This is a genomic window from Rhizobium sp. ZX09 (genome assembly GCF_017357485.1).
GTDB lineage: Bacteria > Pseudomonadota > Alphaproteobacteria > Rhizobiales > Rhizobiaceae > Agrobacterium > Agrobacterium pusense.
This window is the reverse complement of record NZ_CP031363.1, coordinates 2,237,501-2,256,617: the sequence shown is the minus strand read 5'-3', so window position 1 is coordinate 2,256,617 and position 19,117 is coordinate 2,237,501. Positions and strand designations below refer to the sequence as shown.

18 protein-coding genes are annotated in these 19,117 nt (G+C 59.0%); 11 read left to right on the top strand and 7 right to left on the bottom strand.

From position 1 onward, the window contains the following. Window positions 1-10: 10 nt before the first annotated feature. Window positions 11-895 carry a dihydrodipicolinate synthase family protein gene (locus BTN45_RS11275; RefSeq protein ID WP_006697602.1) on the bottom strand — a complete coding sequence of 295 codons (885 nt, stop codon included), beginning with the start codon at window positions 893-895 and terminating at the stop codon, window positions 11-13. Between the two features lie 294 nt (window positions 896-1,189). Here BTN45_RS11275 and BTN45_RS11270 point away from each other — a divergent pair, with 294 nt between their 5' ends. The 7 genes from BTN45_RS11270 to rutF all read left to right on the top strand — a co-directional run bounded on the left by BTN45_RS11270 (window position 1,190) and on the right by rutF (window position 6,468). Further along, the gene (locus tag BTN45_RS11270; protein WP_022556855.1) at window positions 1,190-1,801 is read left to right on the top strand and encodes a biliverdin-producing heme oxygenase; all 612 of its coding nucleotides are present in this window, start codon (window positions 1,190-1,192) and stop codon (window positions 1,799-1,801) included. A 461-nt stretch (window positions 1,802-2,262) separates the two neighbouring features. Beyond that, window positions 2,263-3,354 (top strand): pyrimidine utilization protein A, encoded by a 1,092-nt coding sequence (gene rutA / locus BTN45_RS11265; protein WP_207587788.1) that lies wholly within the window; start codon window positions 2,263-2,265, stop codon window positions 3,352-3,354. Further along, complete coding sequence (rutB, locus tag BTN45_RS11260) at window positions 3,351-4,091, top strand: pyrimidine utilization protein B (RefSeq protein ID WP_207587786.1); 741 nt, start codon at window positions 3,351-3,353, stop codon at window positions 4,089-4,091. Before rutA ends, rutB begins: the two co-directional genes overlap by 4 nt. A 26-nt stretch (window positions 4,092-4,117) precedes the next feature. Beyond that, the gene (rutC, locus tag BTN45_RS11255) at window positions 4,118-4,504 is read left to right on the top strand and encodes a pyrimidine utilization protein C (protein WP_112765888.1); all 387 of its coding nucleotides are present in this window, start codon (window positions 4,118-4,120) and stop codon (window positions 4,502-4,504) included. A gap of 13 nt (window positions 4,505-4,517) precedes the next feature. Then, window positions 4,518-5,309, top strand: a complete 792-nt coding sequence (gene rutD, locus BTN45_RS11250; RefSeq protein WP_162699326.1) for a pyrimidine utilization protein D — start codon at window positions 4,518-4,520, stop codon at window positions 5,307-5,309. Between the two features lie 17 nt (window positions 5,310-5,326). Then, the gene (locus BTN45_RS11245; RefSeq protein ID WP_022556850.1) at window positions 5,327-5,917 is read left to right on the top strand and encodes a malonic semialdehyde reductase; all 591 of its coding nucleotides are present in this window, start codon (window positions 5,327-5,329) and stop codon (window positions 5,915-5,917) included. Between the two features lie 26 nt (window positions 5,918-5,943). Further along, the gene (gene rutF, locus BTN45_RS11240) at window positions 5,944-6,468 is read left to right on the top strand and encodes an NADH-dependent FMN reductase RutF (protein ID WP_004443483.1); all 525 of its coding nucleotides are present in this window, start codon (window positions 5,944-5,946) and stop codon (window positions 6,466-6,468) included. Window positions 6,469-6,611: 143 nt separating this feature from the next. Here the strand turns inward: rutF and BTN45_RS11235 are convergent, their stop codons facing one another. The 3 genes from BTN45_RS11235 to BTN45_RS11225 all read right to left on the bottom strand — a co-directional run bounded on the left by BTN45_RS11235 (window position 6,612) and on the right by BTN45_RS11225 (window position 11,729). After that, complete coding sequence (locus tag BTN45_RS11235) at window positions 6,612-8,057, bottom strand: NAD(P)(+) transhydrogenase (Re/Si-specific) subunit beta (RefSeq protein ID WP_112765887.1); 1,446 nt, start codon at window positions 8,055-8,057, stop codon at window positions 6,612-6,614. A gap of 21 nt (window positions 8,058-8,078) precedes the next feature. Continuing rightward, window positions 8,079-9,653, bottom strand: a complete 1,575-nt coding sequence (locus BTN45_RS11230) for a Re/Si-specific NAD(P)(+) transhydrogenase subunit alpha (protein WP_207587778.1) — start codon at window positions 9,651-9,653, stop codon at window positions 8,079-8,081. A gap of 192 nt (window positions 9,654-9,845) precedes the next feature. After that, on the bottom strand, window positions 9,846-11,729 hold the full coding sequence (locus BTN45_RS11225) for an MFS transporter (protein ID WP_004443480.1): 1,884 nt from the start codon (window positions 11,727-11,729) through the stop codon (window positions 9,846-9,848). 511 nt (window positions 11,730-12,240) lie between these two features. Here BTN45_RS11225 and BTN45_RS11220 point away from each other — a divergent pair. Together BTN45_RS11220 and BTN45_RS11215 are read left to right on the top strand one after the other, a co-directional pair. Further along, on the top strand, window positions 12,241-13,275 hold the full coding sequence (locus tag BTN45_RS11220) for an aspartate-semialdehyde dehydrogenase (RefSeq protein ID WP_003522626.1): 1,035 nt from the start codon (window positions 12,241-12,243) through the stop codon (window positions 13,273-13,275). Between the two features lie 221 nt (window positions 13,276-13,496). Beyond that, complete coding sequence (locus BTN45_RS11215) at window positions 13,497-14,312, top strand: lytic transglycosylase domain-containing protein (protein WP_004443477.1); 816 nt, start codon at window positions 13,497-13,499, stop codon at window positions 14,310-14,312. 176 nt (window positions 14,313-14,488) lie between these two features. On the opposite strand, the gene BTN45_RS11210 is transcribed toward BTN45_RS11215, so the two are convergent. Beyond that, window positions 14,489-15,130 (bottom strand): carbonic anhydrase, encoded by a 642-nt coding sequence (locus BTN45_RS11210; protein WP_004443476.1) that lies wholly within the window; start codon window positions 15,128-15,130, stop codon window positions 14,489-14,491. Between the two features lie 174 nt (window positions 15,131-15,304). Next, window positions 15,305-16,180 (bottom strand): pyridoxal kinase PdxY, encoded by an 876-nt coding sequence (pdxY, locus tag BTN45_RS11205; RefSeq protein ID WP_004443475.1) that lies wholly within the window; start codon window positions 16,178-16,180, stop codon window positions 15,305-15,307. A gap of 264 nt (window positions 16,181-16,444) precedes the next feature. On the opposite strand from pdxY, the gene BTN45_RS11200 reads away from it, so the two are divergent. Both BTN45_RS11200 and BTN45_RS11195 read left to right on the top strand, forming a co-directional pair. Then, a complete protein-coding gene (locus BTN45_RS11200; protein WP_004443474.1) occupies window positions 16,445-17,905 on the top strand; it encodes a phosphatidylserine/phosphatidylglycerophosphate/cardiolipin synthase family protein in 1,461 nt (486 codons plus the stop codon). Window positions 17,906-17,918: 13 nt separating this feature from the next. Next, window positions 17,919-18,764: an endonuclease/exonuclease/phosphatase family protein gene (locus BTN45_RS11195; RefSeq protein WP_004443473.1), complete on the top strand. Its 846-nt coding sequence runs from the start codon at window positions 17,919-17,921 to the stop codon at window positions 18,762-18,764. Window positions 18,765-18,816: 52 nt separating this feature from the next. On the opposite strand, the gene BTN45_RS11190 is transcribed toward BTN45_RS11195, so the two are convergent. Beyond that, entirely contained in the window at window positions 18,817-19,020 is a 204-nt protein-coding gene (locus BTN45_RS11190; RefSeq protein WP_004443472.1) for a hypothetical protein, read from the bottom strand. Between the last annotated feature and the right edge of the window lie 97 nt (window positions 19,021-19,117).

Sequence of the window (19,117 nt, the reverse complement as noted above, 5' to 3'; positions counted from 1 at the left end):
TCAGCTCCGTTCAGGCGGCCTGCCTGCGAAACAGCGCGTCGAAAGCGCCTTCGATCTGCCGCCGATCCTCAGGTGAAATCGCCACCAGCGGTGCACGCACATCCGACCAGATATTTTCCCCTGTCGTGTGTGATACCAGCACCTTGACGGCTGGTGTAACCGGGAATTTCAGAAGTTCCACAACAAGATCCTCGACGCGCTTGTCATCCTTGCCGTCGACGGCCATGGCGCGCACTTCCTGTGTGAGGAAATTGGCTACGCCCGATATCGCACCCTGACCGCCGAGGCGAACACCCTTGGCCAAGTCGCGCTCATCGCCGATCAGGATGGCGAGATCGCCGTGCTCTTTCAGCAAGCGCTCGGTGTGGCTCCAGTTGCCCGAGGAATCCTTCACGCCCGTGACGACGCCGGGAAATGCCTTTTTCAACCTTCCGACCAGTTCCACGGACAAGGTGACCATGGTTACGGAAGGAATATTGTAGACGAGAATGTCGCGCGCATCCTTGCCGATTTTTTCGAACACCGCCGAGAACCAGGCAAACAGGCCGTCATCGCTGACATTCTTGAAATAGGAGGGTGGCGCGAGCAGAATATTGCGGGCGCCGGCTTTCAGCGCTTCCGCCGACTGGTCGGCCGCGTCCTCGATGGAATCCACCAGAACGCCAGTGACCAGACGGGCAGGCGCAACACCCGCCTCGATGAAGCGGGAGAGAATGACCTGCCGCTCGCGGCTGCCGACCGAGCATCCTTCGCCTGTCGTACCGAAAAGCGTCACGCTGTCGCAACCATTTGACAGGCAGCGGCGGGCATGGGCGATCATGGCATCGATATCGACCGTTCCGTCCGTTTTGAAAGGGGTTGTCAGGGCTGCCGAAAGGCCGAATTTCTGGGTCAATTAAGATGCTCCTCCAAGGTGACTACGAATTGATGGCATGCTGACATGTTAGTTGTAAAGAGCTAATTGCAATATGATTGTCCGGAAGTGCGGTTTGAGGTTTCGCTTCGTTTCTGGCCGCGCCGTCAGGTGTTGAGGCGAAGGGTCAAGGAAGCTTAGAGTAGGCTGCCCTGCCAGGGAGATGGCGGCCCGATGCTCTTTCCAAGGCGTGTCGATAATGCGAAAATAAATTTGACTGTTGGAGTAAAGATTTTTATCAGGCAGTCTGAATATAGGGATAAAGGGACCATCATCATGACCATCGCCGAGCCGGCAGCGCCTGTAGCAGAGATCGAGCAGAGCCGCGTCAAGCGCCTGAAAGCTGCAACGCGCGGTGCGCATGGCGATCTGGATGCCTTCATCATGGCGGCGAAGCCGTTCGAGAGCCGGGAGAACTTCGGCAAATTCGTGGAAACGCAATATCTCTTCCACCGCGATCTCGATGCCTTTTTTTCCAATCACACGCTTGATGGTCTGCTCCCCGACCTCAAGGGCCGTCGTCGTCTTCCCATGATCGAGCAGGACCTTGCCGATCTCGGTCTCGCCATTCCGGAAACGTCCGAACCGCGCTTTACCGCCGAAACGCCCTTCGATCTGCCGGAGGCCATGGGCTGGCTTTACGTGGTCGAGGGGTCCAATCTTGGCGCTGCCTTCCTGCTGAAGGATGCAGCCAAGCTCGGTCTGAATGAAGAATTCGGCGCGCGGCATCTGGCCGGCGCACCGGAAGGACGCGGCCTGCACTGGCGCACCTTTACTGCGGCCCTCGATGAAATTTCGCTGACGGTGGAAGAAGAAGAGCGTGTTGTTGCCGGCGCTGAAGAGGCGTTTCGGGCGGTCCATGCTTATGCGCAGCAGCGGATGGGCTGAGGGTTTCGCATAACTGCGCGGTTGTTGTCCTCATCGCGCAGAAATGCCCCCTCGCGCGTGCGCATTTGATTGAGTCTTAACTCCCTACCGCCGTCACCCTGGACTTGATCCGGGGTCCGGTGCGATCAAGTCCTTGATCGCGAAAGATTCCATTCACGGCGCAGACGCGCCGTGTCTGGATGCCGGATCGGGTCCGGCATGACGGAGGAGAGCCTTCGGATTTCTTAAATCGGTCTGCGACTGTGGTAAGGACCACTCGCCTTTGATGTGCCGCTCTCAATATTTGCTGAATAAACAGGCAAATATTTTTACCAAATGATAAAAAATTTGCCTTTCTGTCAAAGCTCGATTTGTCCCGAAATTTTATCCATTTGATAAAATTATTTTATTTGGTCTGGCACAGAACCTGCTACTCTTTTGGCAAGTCAGGAGACACCTGACGCAAAAAAGGGAACAGCAAAATGGAAATTGGTGTTTTTATCCCGATCGGGAACAATGGGTGGCTTCTTTCCGAAAACGCGCCGCAATACAAGCCGAGCTTCGACCTGAACAAGGCGATCACGCTCAAGGCGGAGCAATATGGTTTTGACTTTGCGCTGTCGATGATCAAGTTGCGCGGCTTTGGCGGCAAGACCGAATTCTGGGATTACAATCTGGAATCCTTCACGCTGATGGCGGGGCTGGCCGCCGTCACGTCAAAGATCAAGCTGTTCGGCACCGCCGCCACGCTGGTGATGCCGCCGGCGATCGTTGCGCGTATGGCGACGACGATCGATTCCATTTCCGGTGGCCGTTTCGGCATCAACCTCATTACCGGCTGGCAGCGGCCGGAATATAGCCAGATGGGTCTTTGGCCGGGTGACGATTATTTCGGCGACCGCTACGAATATCTCGGCGAATATACGACTGTGCTGAAAGAGCTGCTGACGGAAGGTCAGTCGGACTACAAGGGCAAGTTCTTCCAGATGGACGATTGCCGCATGAAGCCGGTGCCGCAGGGTGATGTGAAGCTCATCTGCGCCGGGTCGTCCAATTCCGGCATGGCGTTTTCGGCCAAATTCGCCGACTACAGCTTCTGCTTCGGCGTTGGCGTCAACACGCCAAAGGCCTTTGCGCCCACCAATGAGCGGCTTCTGGCGGCAACGGAAAAGTCCGGCCGCGAGGTTAAATCCGTGGTGCTGACCATGATTCTTGCCGAGGAAAAATCCGAAGATGCCTGGGCGAAGTGGGAGTATTACAAGGCAGGTGCCGATGAAGACGCCATCAAGTGGCTTGGCCTGCAGAGCGCCGTTGACACCAAATCCGGCTCCGACACCAATGTCCGGCATATGTCCAACCCCGTCTCTGCGGTCAATATCAACATGGGAACGTTGATCGGCTCCTATGAGGAAGTGGCGGCCATGCTGGATGAAATGAGCGAGGTGCCGGGAACGGGGGGCGTGATGCTGACCTTCGATGATTTCCTCGAAGGGGTCGAAAAATTCGGCAAATACGTGCAGCCGCTGATGAAGAGCCGCGCGCATGTTCGAGCGGCACGGGAGGCAGCGGAATGAGCGAAGCCGTCGTGGCAGGTTACAAGGGCCCGGAGAGCCGTTCGGAAAGCGTGACGCTTCCCGCAAGGCCGGAGCCGATTACCCTGAAACCCAGCGAGACCGCCGTTGTCGTAGTCGACATGCAGAACGCCTATTCGACCGAGGGCGGTTACGTCGATCTGGCCGGGTTCGATATCTCAGGCGCAAAAGGCACCATCGCCAACATCAAAGAGACGCTGGATGCGGCGCGGGCCGCCGGTGTCCAGGTCATCTATTTCCAGAATGGCTGGGACAAGGACTATGTCGAGGCGGGCGGGCCGGGTTCGCCCAACTGGCACAAGTCCAATGCGCTGAAGACCATGCGCAAAAGGCCGGAACTGCAGGGCCAGCTGCTGGCCAAGGGCACATGGGACTACGCCATTGTCGATGAGCTGCAACCGCAGCCCGGCGATATTCTGGTGCCGAAAACGCGTTACAGCGGTTTCTTCAACACCAATATGGACAGCGTGTTGCGCGCCCGCGGCATCCGCAATCTGGTCTTTGTCGGCATCGCCACCAATGTCTGCGTGGAAAGCTCGCTGCGCGATGCCTTCCACCTCGAATATTTCGGGGTGATGCTGGAGGATGCCACCCATCATCTCGGTCCGGACTTTATTCAGCAGGCGACGGTCTACAATGTCGAGAAGTTTTTCGGCTGGGTTGCCACCGTCAATGATTTCTGCGGCGTGATTTCGCAGGCAGCCCCCGTCACCGATTGATTGAGAACCACAAAGAGGAGAACGAAATGCCGAAAACGATCATCGTGCCCGTTGGCACCAGCAAACCCATCGCTCCCTTTTCGCCGGGAACCCTCGCCGATGGCGTGGTTTACGTGTCCGGCACGCTGCCCTTCGACAAGGACAACAATGTCGTGCATGTGGGCGATGCCAGCGCGCAGACCCGCCATGTTCTGGAAACCATCAAGTCGGTCATCGAGACCGCCGGCGGCACGATGGAAGACGTGACGATGAACCACATCTTCATCACCGACTGGGCGAATTATCAGGCCGTCAACGCGGTCTATGCGGAATATTTCCCCGGCGACAAGCCGGCGCGTTATTGCATCCAGTGCGGCCTCGTCAAGCCCGACGCGCTGGTGGAAATCGCCACCGTCGCCCATATCGGCAAATAGGGCGAAGCGGGAGATGATGCATTTCGAGGTTCATGGTCGCACCGAGCCTGAGGCCCCCACTATACTGTTGTCCTCGGGACTGGGCGGATCGGGTGCTTACTGGACGCCGCAGATCGAGGCTCTTTCCGGCCATTTCCGGGTCGTCACCTATGACCATCGCGGAACAGGCAGGACAGGCGGCGAGGTGCCGCTCGATGGCGGCATTTCCGCCATGGCGGATGATGTGCTGGAAATTGTCTCAGCCCTGAACCTCGAAAAATTCCACTTCATGGGACATGCCCTCGGTGGCCTGATCGGCCTTGATATCGCGCTGCGGCGGCCCGGCCTTATCGACCGGCTGGTGCTTATCAACGCGTGGAGCAAGGCCGATCCGCATTCCGAGCGCTGCTTTGATGTGCGGATTGAGCTTCTGGAAAAGTCGGGCGTCGAGGCTTTTGTCAGAGCGCAGCCGCTGTTCCTTTATCCGGCGGCGTGGATGTCTGACAATCAGGAGCGGCTGGCACGGGACGATGCCCATGGCGTGGCGCATTTTCAGGGCAAGGACAATGTGCTCCGCCGCATTGCGGCGCTGCGGGCCTTCGATATGGACGCACGGCTTGGCGAGATAGGGAGCCCGGTGCTGGTGGTGGCAACGAAGGACGATCTTCTGGTGCCCTATACCCGCTCGTTGCGTCTTGCCGACGGTTTGCCGCAAAGCGAGCTTTGCCTTCTCGATTTCGGGGCTCACGCGGTCAATATTACCGAACCCGACCTTTTCAACGCCCGGCTTTTGCAGTTTCTGCTGCCGGTTGACCAAACATTCTGACAGGATTTTAGAGCACGATGACGAAAGCACTGGATGATGCAGCACTCGCAACGCTTTTCACCGAAGCACGCACCCACAATGGCTGGACGGACAAGCCGATCAGTGACGAGACGCTGCACGCGCTTTACGACCTGACGAAGATGGGACCGACTTCGGCCAATTGCTCGCCGGCACGTTTCGTCTTCGTGCGCAGCCCGGAAGCCAAGGAAAAGCTTCGGCCGGCACTCTCCTCGGGCAATCTCGAAAAGACCATGGCCGCGCCGGTCACCGTCATCGCTGCCATCGACAGCGAATTTTACGAGAAACTGCCGGAACTGTTTCCGCACGCCGATGCGCGTTCGTGGTTTACCTCCAGCCCTGCCGTGGCCGAAGAAACTGCCTTTCGCAATGCCACGCTTCAGGCCGGATATCTGATCCTTGCCGCCCGCGCGCTGGGGTTGGATACCGGGGCCATGTCCGGTTTCGACAAGGGCAAGGTGGATGCGGCGTTTTTTGCCGGCACGACGTGGAAATCCAATTTCCTCATCAATCTCGGTCATGGCGATCCGTCAAAACTCTTTGGCCGCCTGCCGCGCCTTGGCTTTGACGACGCCTGTGTGCTGGCTTGATGGCCTGTTAAGGAAGGATGGGTTAGATGCAGATGATGTCTCTTGAAAAGGAAGCGGCAATGGAGACGAAGACTGCAGAGCAACGCAGCCTCGATTATAGAAACGCCATGGCGCGGCTCGGTGCGGCGGTCAATATCGTCACGACGGATGGCGCCGCAGGCCGGGCAGGCTTCGCCGCGACGGCGGTTTGCAGCGTTTCCGACAATCCTCCCACGCTTCTCATCTGCCTCAACCGCAATTCTTCCGCTTACAGGGTGGTGAAGGCCAATGGTGTGGTCTGCGTCAACACGCTCGCCGCCCATCATGAGGTGCTGAGCACGCTTTTCGGCGGCAAGACGCCTGCCGAGGAACGTTTCGCTGCGGGCAACTGGGGCGTGCTCGAAACCGGTGCGCCGGTTCTCGAAGATGCGCTCGTCTCATTCGATTGCCGTATCCGCGAGGCCCATGACGGCGGCACGCACGATATTCTCATCTGCGAGGTTGTGGATATGAAGATCAATGCGGGTGATGAGGCGCTGATGTATTTCAACCGGCGTTACCGGGTGCTTTGAAGGCGGTCTATCGACAACATCCCGCGGGACGATTCTGTTTGGCGCGGCCATAGCATCCGCACACCGTCACCCCGGACGAAACGTATAGTCGTTTCTCAGAAATTCGAAGGGCGTTCCCGGTCTCCCGGAAACGCCCTTCTCATTTACTTGATCAACGGCAGAAGGTCGTTGATCGACTTTTTCGCATCGCCATAGAACATCCGCGTATTGTCCTTGTAGAACAGCGGATTCTCGATGCCGGAATAGCCCGTGCCCTGGCCGCGCTTGGAGACAATGACGAGTTTCGACTTCCACACTTCCAGAACCGGCATGCCCGCGATGGGCGAGTTGGGGTCGTCCTGCGCTGCCGGGTTGACGATGTCGTTGGAGCCGATGACGATGACGACGTCGGTGCTTGGGAAATCGTCGTTGATCTCGTCCATTTCGAGCACGATGTCGTAAGGCACCTTCGCTTCGGCGAGCAGCACGTTCATGTGGCCCGGAAGACGGCCAGCCACCGGATGGATGGCGAAGCGCACGGTCTTGCCGTCGGCGCGCAGCTTGCGGGTCAGTTCCGATACGGCCGATTGCGCCTGCGCCACCGCCATGCCGTAACCGGGCACGATGATGACGCTGTCGGCGTCGTTCAGCGCTGCGGCCACGCCTTCGGCGTCGATCGCGACCTGTTCGCCCTCGATTTCCATCGCCGGGCCCGTCGTGCCGCCGAAGCCGCCGAGGATGACCGAGATGAAGGAGCGGTTCATCGCCTTGCACATGATGTAGGAGAGAATCGCACCCGAGGAGCCGACCAGCGCGCCCGTGACGATCAGCAGATCGTTGCCGAGCGTGAAGCCGATGGCTGCTGCCGCCCAGCCGGAATAGCTGTTCAACATCGAGACGACGACAGGCATGTCGGCGCCGCCAATGCCCATGATCAGGTGGTAACCGATAAAGAAGGCGGCAAGCGTCATCAGGACGAGCGTCCATGCGCCTGCGCCGTTGCAATACATGATGAGCAGCACGAGCGACAGGATCGCAGCACCAGCGTTCAGCAGATGCCCGCCCGGCAGCTTCTTCGCCTTGCCATCCACCTTGCCGGCAAGCTTGCCGAAGGCAACGACAGAGCCGGTGAAGGTCACCGCGCCGATGAAAACGCCGAGGAAGACCTCGACCTTCATGATCGCCAGTTCCACCGGCGTCTTGTGGGCGAGGATAGCGGAAAAGCCCGTCAGCAAGGAACGCGCGGTTTCATCGAGCGAGGCGACATGCGCTTCCTCGATATGGGCGTTGAAGCCGATGAAAACGGCGGCAAGGCCGACGAAGGAGTGAAGCGCCGCCACAAGCTGCGGCATCTCGGTCATCTGTACACGGCTTGCGACGAAGTAGCCGAGCACGGAGCCGCCGGCCAGCATCAGGAGCACGACGAGCCATTGCCCGACGCCCTTGCTGATTTCAGGGCCGAAGACGGTGGCGATGATGGCGAGGCCCATGCCTGTTATGCCGTACCAGACGGCACGTTTGGCGCTTTCCTGGCCGGAGAGACCGCCGAGCGAGAGGATGAAAAGAACGGCTGCGGCAACATAGGCCGCGGAAACAATACCAATGATCATTTATTTGATTCCCCGCTTGGCTCAGGACTTCTGGAACATGGCGAGCATGCGCCGTGTCACGAGGAAACCGCCGACGATGTTGATCGTCGCGATCAGGACGGAAAGCGAGGCGAGGATCACCACCAGCCAGTTGCCGGAGCCGATCTGCAGCAGCGCACCGATGATGACGATGCCGGAAATCGCGTTGGTCACGGCCATCAGCGGCGTGTGCAGCGAGTGACTGACATTCCAGATCACCTGGAAGCCGACGAAGCAGGCAAGCACGAAGACGATGAAGTGGCTCATGAAGCTTGCCGGCGCGTAGAGGCCAACGAGCAGCAATACGGCCGTGCCGGCGACCAGAAGCCCGACCTGGTTCTTGGTCTGTGCCTTGAACTCGGCCTTTTCCCTGGCGTGTTTCTCCTCCGGCGTCAGCTCTTTTGCTTTTTCCTTCGGTTTCTGCGCGGCAATGGCCTGAATTTTGGGTGGCGGCGGAGGATATGTGATTTCGCCCCCATAGGTGACCGTCGCGCCGCGGATGACGTCATCTTCCATGTTATGAACGAGCTTGCCATCCTTGGCAGGCGTCAGATCGGTCATCATGTGACGGATGTTGGTAGCGTAGAGGGTCGAGGCCTGCGTCGCCATGCGGCTTGGGAAATCGGTGTAGCCGATGACGATGACGCCGTTGTCGGACACGACGCGCTGGTCGGGAACCGTCAGATCGCAATTACCGCCGCGCTCGGCGGCGAGGTCGATGATGACCGAACCCGGCTTCATCATCGCCACCATGTCGGCAAGCCACAGTTTCGGGGCGTCGCGGCCCGGTATCAGCGCCGTGGTGATGACGATGTCGATCTGCGGTGCGAGTTCACGGAATTTCTCCAGCTGCTTCTCGCGGAATTCCGGCGAGGAGGGGGCGGCATAACCGCCGGTCGCTGCGCCATCCTGCTGCTGGTCGGCAAAATCGAGATAGACGAATTCCGCGCCCATGGATTCGATCTGCTCGGCCACTTCAGGGCGAACGTCGAAGGCATAGGTGATCGCGCCGAGCGATGTGGCCGTGCCGATGGCGGCAAGACCGGCAACGCCGGCACCGATGACCAGCACCTTGGCGGGGGGCACCTTGCCGGCGGCGGTGACCTGCCCGGTGAAGAACCGGCCGAAATTATTGCCGGCCTCGATCACCGCGCGATAACCGGCGATATTGGCCATGGAGGAGAGCGCGTCCATCTTCTGGGCGCGGGAAATGCGCGGCACCATGTCCATGGCGATGACGTTAGCGCCCTTTTCCTTCGCCTGCTCCAGAAGGTCCTTGTTCTGGGCGGGATAGAAAAACGAGATCAGCGTCTTGTCAGAAGACAGGCGATCAATCTCCGAGGTTTCAGGCGGACGAACCTTGGCGATGATTTCGGAGCCGGTGTAAAGCGCCTCAGCGCTGTCGACCACGGTCACGCCTGCGGCGCGATAGGCGTCGTCAGAAAAACCGGCCGCCTTGCCGGCGCCGGCTTCGATGACGCAATCATATCCCAGTTTCTGCAAAGCCTGAGCGCTATCCGGCGTCATGCCAACGCGGGCTTCGCCCCCATATAATTCCTTAGGTGTCCCGATTCTCAAAACTGCTCTCCCATTCCCGTCCTGATAAGCCGTCATAGCCCATTTCGAGTGTTTTTGTCTTGTTCTTGCTGTTTTTCTACCTGCGGCGGATTGACAGGCTGGAAAAGCCCATTTTCGGCGATGGCGGTACGGCGGCAACAAAAAACCCGGCGCCGAAGCGCCGGGTGATTGCTGCGTTTCATCGACTGCCACTCAATCCATGGCGTGGATATCACGATCCTTGGTTTCCGGCAGGAACAGCATGCCGATGACCAGCGTGATGCCTGCAAAGATGATCGGATACCAGAGACCATAATAGATGTCCCCCTTGGCCGCGCTCATGGCGAAGGCGGTGGCGGGCAGAAGGCCGCCGAACCAGCCGTTGCCGATGTGGTATGGCAGCGACATGCCGGAGTAGCGGATGCGGGTCGGGAACAGTTCGACCAGCAAAGCTGCGATCGGGCCATAGACCATCGTCACGTAGATCACGAGGACGGTGAGAACCGCGATGATGACAACCCAGTTCACGGCAGCCGGATCGGCCACCATGGAGAAGGCGCCGCCGCCGGCCACGGTGTAAACGGCCATTTCGGCTGCACCACCGGTTTCGGCCGGGGTCAGCAGCTTGTCAGCCACCAGCTTGTCGGTCGCAACCATCTTCTTGTCGGCAGCGCGAACGGCGTCTGCATTGAGGTTCAGTTCCGGGTTTGCGGCAATGAAGGCGTCCAGTTTCGCGTCCGGCACCTGTGCCGCGCCACGCACTAGCGGGTAACCGCCATCGTGGAGCGCCGTGTTGACCTGCTTCTGGAACGCCTTGTCCTTGGCTGCCGCATCCGCGCCGGCGGCGACGGCGTCGTAGCTGGTAATGGTGGCGTCGCCGATCTTCACGGTGGCCGGCTGGCCGGCTGCGCCCGCAACCACGTCGTAAGGCACCGAGTTGCGTGTCAGGAACGAGGTGGCGATATCGCAGGACGTGGTGAACTTCGCCGTGCCCGTCGGGTTGAACTGGAACTTGCAGTCGCCCGGTGCGGCAGTCACGGTGGCGCGAACGCTCGCCTGTGCCTGTGCAAGCGCCGGGTTGCCTGCCCAGGTCAGTGCCTTGAACAGCGGGAAGTAGGTCAGCATGGCAAGGATGAGGCCGGCCATGATGATCGGCTTGCGGCCGATCTTGTCTGAAAGCCAGCCGAAGATAACGAAGAAGCTGGTGCCAAGAATGAGCGCTGCCGCCACCATGATGTTGGCCGACTGTCCGTCGACCTTCAGAATGCTCTGCAGGAAGAAAAGGGCGTAGAACTGGCCCGTGTACCAGACAACGGCCTGGCCGATGACGGCACCGACAAGCGCGATGAGCGCGATCTTGGCGTTCTTCCACTGGCCGAAGGCTTCGCTGAGCGGCGCCTTCGACGTCTTGCCCTCTTCCTTCATCTTCTTGAAGGCGGGGGATTCGTTCATCTTCAGACGGATCCAGACGGATACGCCAAGCAGCAGAACGGAAACGAGGAAGGGAATGCGCCAGCCCCAGGCAGCGAAAGCTTCCTTGCCGAGCGCGAACTGCACGCCGAGGATAACCACCAGTGACAGGAACAGGCCGAGCGTTGCCGTCGTCTGGATCCAGGAGGTGTAATAGCCTCTGCGACCGTTGGGGGCATGTTCGGCAACATAGGTTGCGGCACCGCCATATTCACCGCCAAGCGCCAGACCCTGCAGCATGCGCAGGACGATCAGGATGATCGGAGCGGCGATGCCGATCTGCGATGCGCTGGGCAGCACGCCGACGAGGAAGGTGGACACACCCATGATGAGGATGGTGATGAGGAAGGTATATTTGCGGCCGACGATATCACCGAGGCGGCCAAAGACCAGCGCGCCGAAGGGGCGGACGAGGAAGCCAGCGGCAAAGGCCAGCAGAGCGAAGATGTTACGCGTCGTTTCCGGATACTGGCTGAAGAAGTTCGCGCCGATGTAAATCGCCAGCGAGCCATAGAGATAGAAATCGTACCATTCGAAGACTGTTCCGAGAGAAGAGGCGAAAATCACCTTCTTCTCTTCACCCGTCATCGGACGGGCGGCGCCGCTTACGGCTGCAACATTTGCCATTGTCTGTCCTCCACAGATGTCCCAATCGACGCATTGCGGAGCCCAACTCTCTCCTCTGGACTCACCTTGCGGCTGCAATGCGCGGATCATGAGAGTGACAGAAAATTAACCCCAATAAGAGCGATGCTTTCGGATTATGACTTTAGTCTAATGTTAAACGTCCCGAATATGTCGCTGCGGCGATTTGTGCTTTGGTCCGAGCGGCTGCATGACGCGCCTTTTTCCTTGACAGAACCGAGAAACCTTCTAATAGCTTCTCGCGAAGAAGGAGCATCACCTTGCGCATGCATGTTGCAGACATGTTCGTCATGGAAGGACCGGCACAATCCGCCGGCGATGATCCGCGCCTTTCTTATTCTATCCGAATTACGGCCAAAACGACGATTAAAACCGTCTGACGTCTCTGGCCACCGCTCTCTCCCCGGTTTGGCTGGGGATCGAGGAAGCCGCGATCTGATGATGCGGGTTCCCACCTCACCAAAAAGAGGAGAGACAGAAAGAGAGCTTGATCATGGGTTTCAAAGTTGCAATTGCAGGCGCCACCGGCAACGTCGGTCGCGAAATGCTCAATATCCTGGCCGAACGCGGTTTTCCCGCCGATGAAGTCGTGCCGCTCGCTTCCGCCCGTTCGCAGGGCACGGAAGTCTCCTATGGCGACCGCACGCTGAAGGTCTCGAACCTCGAGAACTACGATTTTTCCGACACGGATATCTGCCTGATGTCTGCAGGCGGCGATGTTTCCAAGAAGTGGTCGCCGAAGATCGGCCAGCAGGGCTGCGTCGTCATCGATAACTCATCCGCATGGCGCTACGATCAGGACGTTCCGCTGATCGTTCCGGAAGTCAACGCCGATGCGGTTGCAGGCTTCACCAAGAAGAACATCATCGCCAACCCCAATTGCTCCACGGCGCAGCTTGTTGTCGCGCTGAAGCCGCTGCATGACTTCGCCAAGATCAAGCGCGTCGTCGTCTCCACCTATCAGTCGGTGTCCGGCGCCGGCAAGGAAGGCATGGACGAGCTTTTCCAGCAGACTCGCGCCGTTTTCGTGGCTGACCCGGTCGAAGCCAAGAAGTTCACCAAGCGCATCGCCTTCAACGTCATTCCGCACATCGACGTCTTCATGGAAGACGGCTACACGAAGGAAGAATGGAAGGTTCTGGCCGAAACCAAGAAGATGCTTGATCCGAAGATCAAGGTGACCTGCACGGCCGTGCGCGTCCCTGTCTTCATCGGCCATTCGGAATCGGTCAATATCGAGTTCGAAAACGAGATCACCGCCGATCAGGCCCGTGACATCCTGCGCGAAGCACCGGGTTGCCTCGTGATCGACAAGCGCGAAAACGGCGGTTACATCACGCCGGTTGAATCCGCTGGCGAAGACGCGACCTACATCTCGCGTATCCGCGAAGATGCGACTGTCGAAAACGGTCTCAACCTGTGGGTTGTTTCTGACAACCTGCGCAAGGGTGCTGCCCTTAACGCCGTCCAGATCGCCGAACTGCTCATCAATCGTGGCTTCATCAAGCCGCGCAAGGCGGCCGCCTGATCCGAGATACGAATTTTTAAGGTTCGTTAAGTATAACCCGTCTGTTCTGTGTGGGGCAGGCGGGTTTTATAATTGGCGAGATCACGGCCAGTTTATTTGCAGGCCTTGCTGCCGAAAGGCAATTTAGGCCGCCAAAAGACAGTTTTGGCACCTGAATCATACAGTATTGACGGTTTGGTTCTCGGGAAAAACTCCCCAAAGGATATCGAAGGCAGATTTTGATGCGGGCAATGAAGGTAATTCTGGCTGGTGTGGCCATGGTCTCGGTTCTGGCAGCGACGCCGGTTATGGCCGCGCAATGCGGCAACACTTCGGCGGGCTTCGATGCCTGGGTCAGCGCCTTCAAGCAGGAAGCGGCGGGTCGCGGCGTCAGCGCCTCGGTGCTCGACCGGGCTTTCTCCGGCGTCTCCTACAACCAGGCGACGATCCGCGCCGATCGCGGTCAGCACAGCTTCAAGCTTTCCTTCGAGCAGTTCATGCAGAAGCGCGGCGGTCAGACGATCATTTCGCGCGGCAAGACCATGAAGAAGAACAACGCCGCACTGTTCGCCTCCATCGAGCGTGCCTATGGCGTGCCGGCTGGTCCGCTGCTCGCCATCTGGGGCATGGAAACAGGCTTTGGCGGTTTCATGGGCAACCAGCACACGCTTTCCGCCGTTTCAACGCTTGCTTTCGACTGCCGCCGTTCGGACTATTTCACCGAGCAGCTTTATGCGGCTCTGAAACTCGTCGGCAGCGGCTCGCTGAACGTCAACGCCAAGGGTGCCGCCCATGGTGAAATCGGCCAGACGCAGTTCCTGCCGCTGAACGTCGTGCGCTACGGCGTGGATTTCGACCGCGACGGTCGGATCGATCTCGTCGGTTCGCGCGCCGACGCGCTGGCGTCCACCGCGAACTTCCTCGTCGGCCATGGCTGGCAGCGCGGTGCAGGCTACCAGCAGGGGCAGGCGAATTACGCGGCAATTCAGGGCTGGAACGCCGCAAGTGTCTACCAGCAGGCGATCGCCTTCATCGGCAAGGCGATTGACGGCCAATAAGGCTGCTTTCCACGCGCGAATTCCACTTCCGTCATGCCGGACTTGATCCGGCATCCAGTCACGGCGCGTCCGCGCCATGAAAGAGTCTTTGGCGATCAAGGACTTGATCGCGCTGGACCCCGGATCTAGTCCGGGGTGACGAGCGTTGAGTTTGGCCGGTAGCTATTACCTGCCAATCACAGATCCGGGCGGCGGAAGTCGCCGGTCTTGCCGTCCATCACCCACAATTCGCCGGTCGAAATATCGAACCATGCGCCGTGCAGCTTCACCTTGCCGGCGGTTTCCTGTGCCTTGACGAAGGGGAAGCCGCGCAGATTGGCGATGGAGTTGCGGATGGAAACGCGTTCCAGCGCCGTCTGCCGCTCAGAGGCGGTCATGACGTCGTTGCTCTGGATTTGCGAGGCGGCCGACTTGACCATGTTCATCCATTTGCCAATGAAATCACCGGGCGACAGCGGCTCCAGATTGGGATCGAGCGCTGCCTGAATGCCGCCGCAGCGACCGTGGCCCATGACGACGATATCCTTCACCTTCAGCACCTGAACCGCATATTCGATGGCCGCCGAGGTGGCGTGATATTGCCCGTCCGGCTCGAAGGGCGGCACCATGTTGGCAACATTGCGGACGACAAAAAGCTCTCCCGGGCCGCAGTCGAAAATGGTTTCCGGCGCGGAGCGGGAGTCACAACAGGCAATGAACAGGGTCTGCGGTTTCTGTCCGGTATCGGCCAGAACGCGGTATCTTTCGCGCTCGTCGGCATAACGACCGCTCATGAAGTTCTTATAGCCGTTGAGAAGGTTTTCCGGAAAATCTTTCATCTATCGCAGTACCGTTGTGGTTGGACCGAGATCAAGGGAAGAACTCGGTGCGTTGAAGACCAATCCTTTGGAGCATTTTCGCTTTTCTTCGAGCCGTGAAACCGCTCCAACTCCTTGCTTGTCGCATTTCCGGACGAAGACCGGGGGCCACGTTTCACGGAAATGCTCTAGCCGCTATTTGCGCTTGCTGCGCGAAGGATGCAAGAGATGACGCATCTGCACCATGGCCATGGGTGTGGAGAGGCTTGAAGAATCCGTCTCCAGCGTCAGTTCGTTCATGTCGCGTTTTTTTGTGCGGGCCAGAATTTCGAACACGCTGGCGGTTGCGAGCTGCAGCGCCTTTTCGTCATCCAGACCTTCCAGCAGGCGGGCAAGAAACAGCGCCGACATCAGGTCGCCGAGGCCGTTAGGCGCATTTTCAATGGCGCGATGTTCGGCGAGCAGCGCGTGGCGGCCGCTGAGGTAAAGGTTGCCGGTGCCGCCCGTCATCATCGGCACCGCCGAGGTGACCAGCATTTTTGGCGGGCCGAGGGAAAGCGCTGCATCCATGATGGCGCTGTTGGTCTCAAGCGCGGCGCCGCTCATCCAGGCGAGTTCATATCGGTTGGGCGTGGCGACCGTGGCAAGCGGAATGAGGTGATCGCGGATGGCTTCGGCGGTCTCAAGGGGAATATAAAGTCCGCCCAGATCACCCATGACAGGATCGCAGGCGTAAATCAGCGCCGGGTTCTTTTCCTTGAGATTTCGGATCAGCCTTGCGACGGCACGCACCTGCGCGGCGCTGCCGAAATAACCGGTCAGAACCGCCTTGACCTCGCCGATCCATTTGGCGTTTTCGAGGTCGGTCATCGCCTTGTCGAAGTCTTCGTCCTGAAAGCGCATGCGGGTGGATGGTCCGTGGCCGGGATGCCAGGGCATGACGATGGTGGGCACTGCCCAGACCGGAAAACCGAGTGTCTCCAGCGCGAAGACTGCCGCGCGGTTGCCAACGGAGCCCCGCATGACATGGCTGGAAATGACGATGACGGCGCCTTGGGTATTGTCCTGCATCACGGCCTTCTTGCGTTCAAACGCGGCAGAAAGCCCACCAATGCTGCCCCCGCCCAAAGATCAAGATGCGCTCTCATGACATATCGCAAGACCAGTTTCCACCGTTAATCCCGCAAGGGTCTGTCCCGCAAAAGCATGGCGGTCGTTTTGCCGCCGTCAGGGAACGCCTCTCGTTGCGGGATCGCTGCACCGATTTCTCGTTAAGGCGGCGGCTTTCGGAAAACCGCGTTACACTTTTCCGCCTGATGCCCTATAGTTGTATTCATGCTCGCTCTCATCATCGCCTATTGGCCGCATATTCTTGCCGTTCTCTCCGTTTTGATGGGAACCGTGGCGGCCGTGCACGCCACCATGACGAAGGAAGAAGTTCGCTCGGCACTGGGCTGGGTCGGTGTCATCGTGCTGTCGCCCATCGTCGGTGCGGTCATCTATGCCATTGCCGGCATCAACCGCATCCGCCGGTCCAACATCACCCAGCAGCGGTCCTTCATGCAGGACGAGATCATGGACCGCGTGGCCCGTTTCGACGCTGGCGGTGAGCTGGTAGCCGAGCGGTTCGGCCGCCGTTTCGCGGCGATGAAGGTACTGGGTGACCGGGTGACCCGCCATGCACTGACGACTGGCAACAGCATCGAACCCATCGCCACGGGTGACGCCGCCTATGCGGCGATGCTTGAAGCGATCGAGCAGGCGAAACGGTCGATCATCCTCGAAACATATATTTTCGATAATGACCGGATCGGCGCCCGCTTCGTTTCCGCCCTCCAGCGGGCAAAACAGCGCGGCGTGGAGGTGAGGGTGCTCATCGATGCCGTGGGCGCGCGTTATTCGGTTCCGAGCATCCTGCCGACGCTGCGGGAAAGGGGCATCGTCGCCAACGTCTTCAACGGTAACGTCATCATGGGGCTGCGGCTGCCCTACGCCAATCTGCGCACCCACCGCAAGATTCTCGTGGTAGACGGGCGTGTCGCCTTTAGTGGCGGCATGAACATACGCGAGGGTTTTACCGAGGAGTTCGGCCAGGGAAGACAATCGCACGACACACATTTCAAGATCAGCGGACCGGTGGTAGCGGATTTTTTCTCCATTGCGGCGGAAGACTGGCGTTTCACGACAAAGGAACTTCTGGATACGCCGGTCTGGGATATCGCCATTCCCGAAGGCGTGCCGGGCTCGCAGATCGTTGCCCGCGTTTGCTCCTCCGGGCCGGACAAAAGCATCGAGACCAATCACAAGATGCTGACCGGCGCTTTTTCCATCGCAAGGTCGTCGATTCTCATCATGTCGCCCTATTTTCTCCCGGATCGGGAGCTTATTTCGGCGCTGATTACGGCGGCGCGACGCGGCGTCGTCGTTGATATCGTCGTGCCGAAAAGCAATAATCTGGTGCTTGTCGACAGGGCGATGACGGCGCAGTTCGATCAGATGTTGCGCAACTATTGCCGGATATGGAGGGCGACGGGAGCGTTCAATCATTCGAAGATGCTGGTGATCGACGGACGGTGGAGCTACATCGGTTCGTCCAATCTCGATCCCCGCTCTTTGCGTCTGAATTTCGAGATCGATCTGGAGGTTATGGACGAAGCGTTCGGACAGGCCATCACGCAGACGATCTCGACGGCGCGCGACGCCGCAATACCTGTGAGACTGAGCGAACTGAAAGCGCGTCCGTTCGTTGTTCGTTTTGTGGAACGGGTACTGTGGCTGGCCTCGCCCTATCTTTGAGCGGAGATGACGTGTGAAAAAAGACGGCGTGCTGGAAAACGAAAAAGCGGTACTGGCGCGGAATACCAGCCTGCCGGCCTTTGTGATGGACTCGCTGCGCAATCACCGTCAGCGGCAGAATGCCAAGCCTGCGGAAAAGGCGCATGATTTTCCCGTTATCGCCTCCTACAACGTGCATAAATGCGTGGGCCGGGACCGCAAGTTCGATCCTGATCGCACCAGTCGCGTGATTCAGGAAATCGGGGCGGATATCATTGCGCTGCAAGAGGCCGACAGCCGCTTCGGCGAACGCACCGGCCTGCTCGATCTCGCCCGGCTGGAAAGGGAAAGCGGCCTTGTCCCCGTGCCTGTACAGGTCGGGGTGAAGGCGCATGGGTGGCATGGCAATGTCGTCCTGTTCAAGGAGGGCGCGGTCAAGGAGGTTCATACCCTGAAGCTGCCCGGGCTTGAGCCGCGTGGCGCGCTCGTTGTCGAACTGGATCTGAAGCGCGGCGGCACCCTGCGGGTCATTGCCGCTCACTTCGGGCTGCTGCGGCATTCCCGCGCCCAGCAGGCGAAGGCTCTGATCGGCCTTCTTGAAGCGAGGGATGAATGCCCGACCATTCTCATGGGAGACCTGAATGAATGGCGCCTCGGCAATGGTTCGTCACTCAATACGTTTCGCGATGCTTTCGGCGCTTTGCCGCCAGCCGTACCCAGTTTTCCGTCCAACCTGCCGGTGCTGGCTCTGGACCGGATCATCGCCAATCGTGAAGGGCTGATCGAGCAGGTCGAAGCGCATGACAGCGCACTGGCGCGTATCGCTTCGGATCATCTGCCGCTGAAAGCCGCGGTGCGGACCGACCTGCTTCCGGCCTGATCTTGCAGCGGCGTGCCCAGGAAAGCTGCCGCAACAATCTCAGGAGGCCGGCTTAAACCCGTTGCGCCGCTGTCACGTGGCTGCGTGAGCGCGCTTCCAGCAAGGATGTGCGAATGGCTTCCATCAACCGCTCACGATTGTTTCTGGTCTTGCCTCTATCGAGATTTTGCGCGGAAAGCGCGAGATCAAGACCCTCATGCATCACTATCGAATAGGCAACGGTCGTCGCCCAGTTCTCGTAATCCTGCTCCATCATGTCGCCCCTGAACTAAATCGTTTAGTCCGAATCACCCTGTTCTTGGAAAGTAACACAAAATACAAAGCATAAAATATCATTGTTTCTTCCTCTGCGC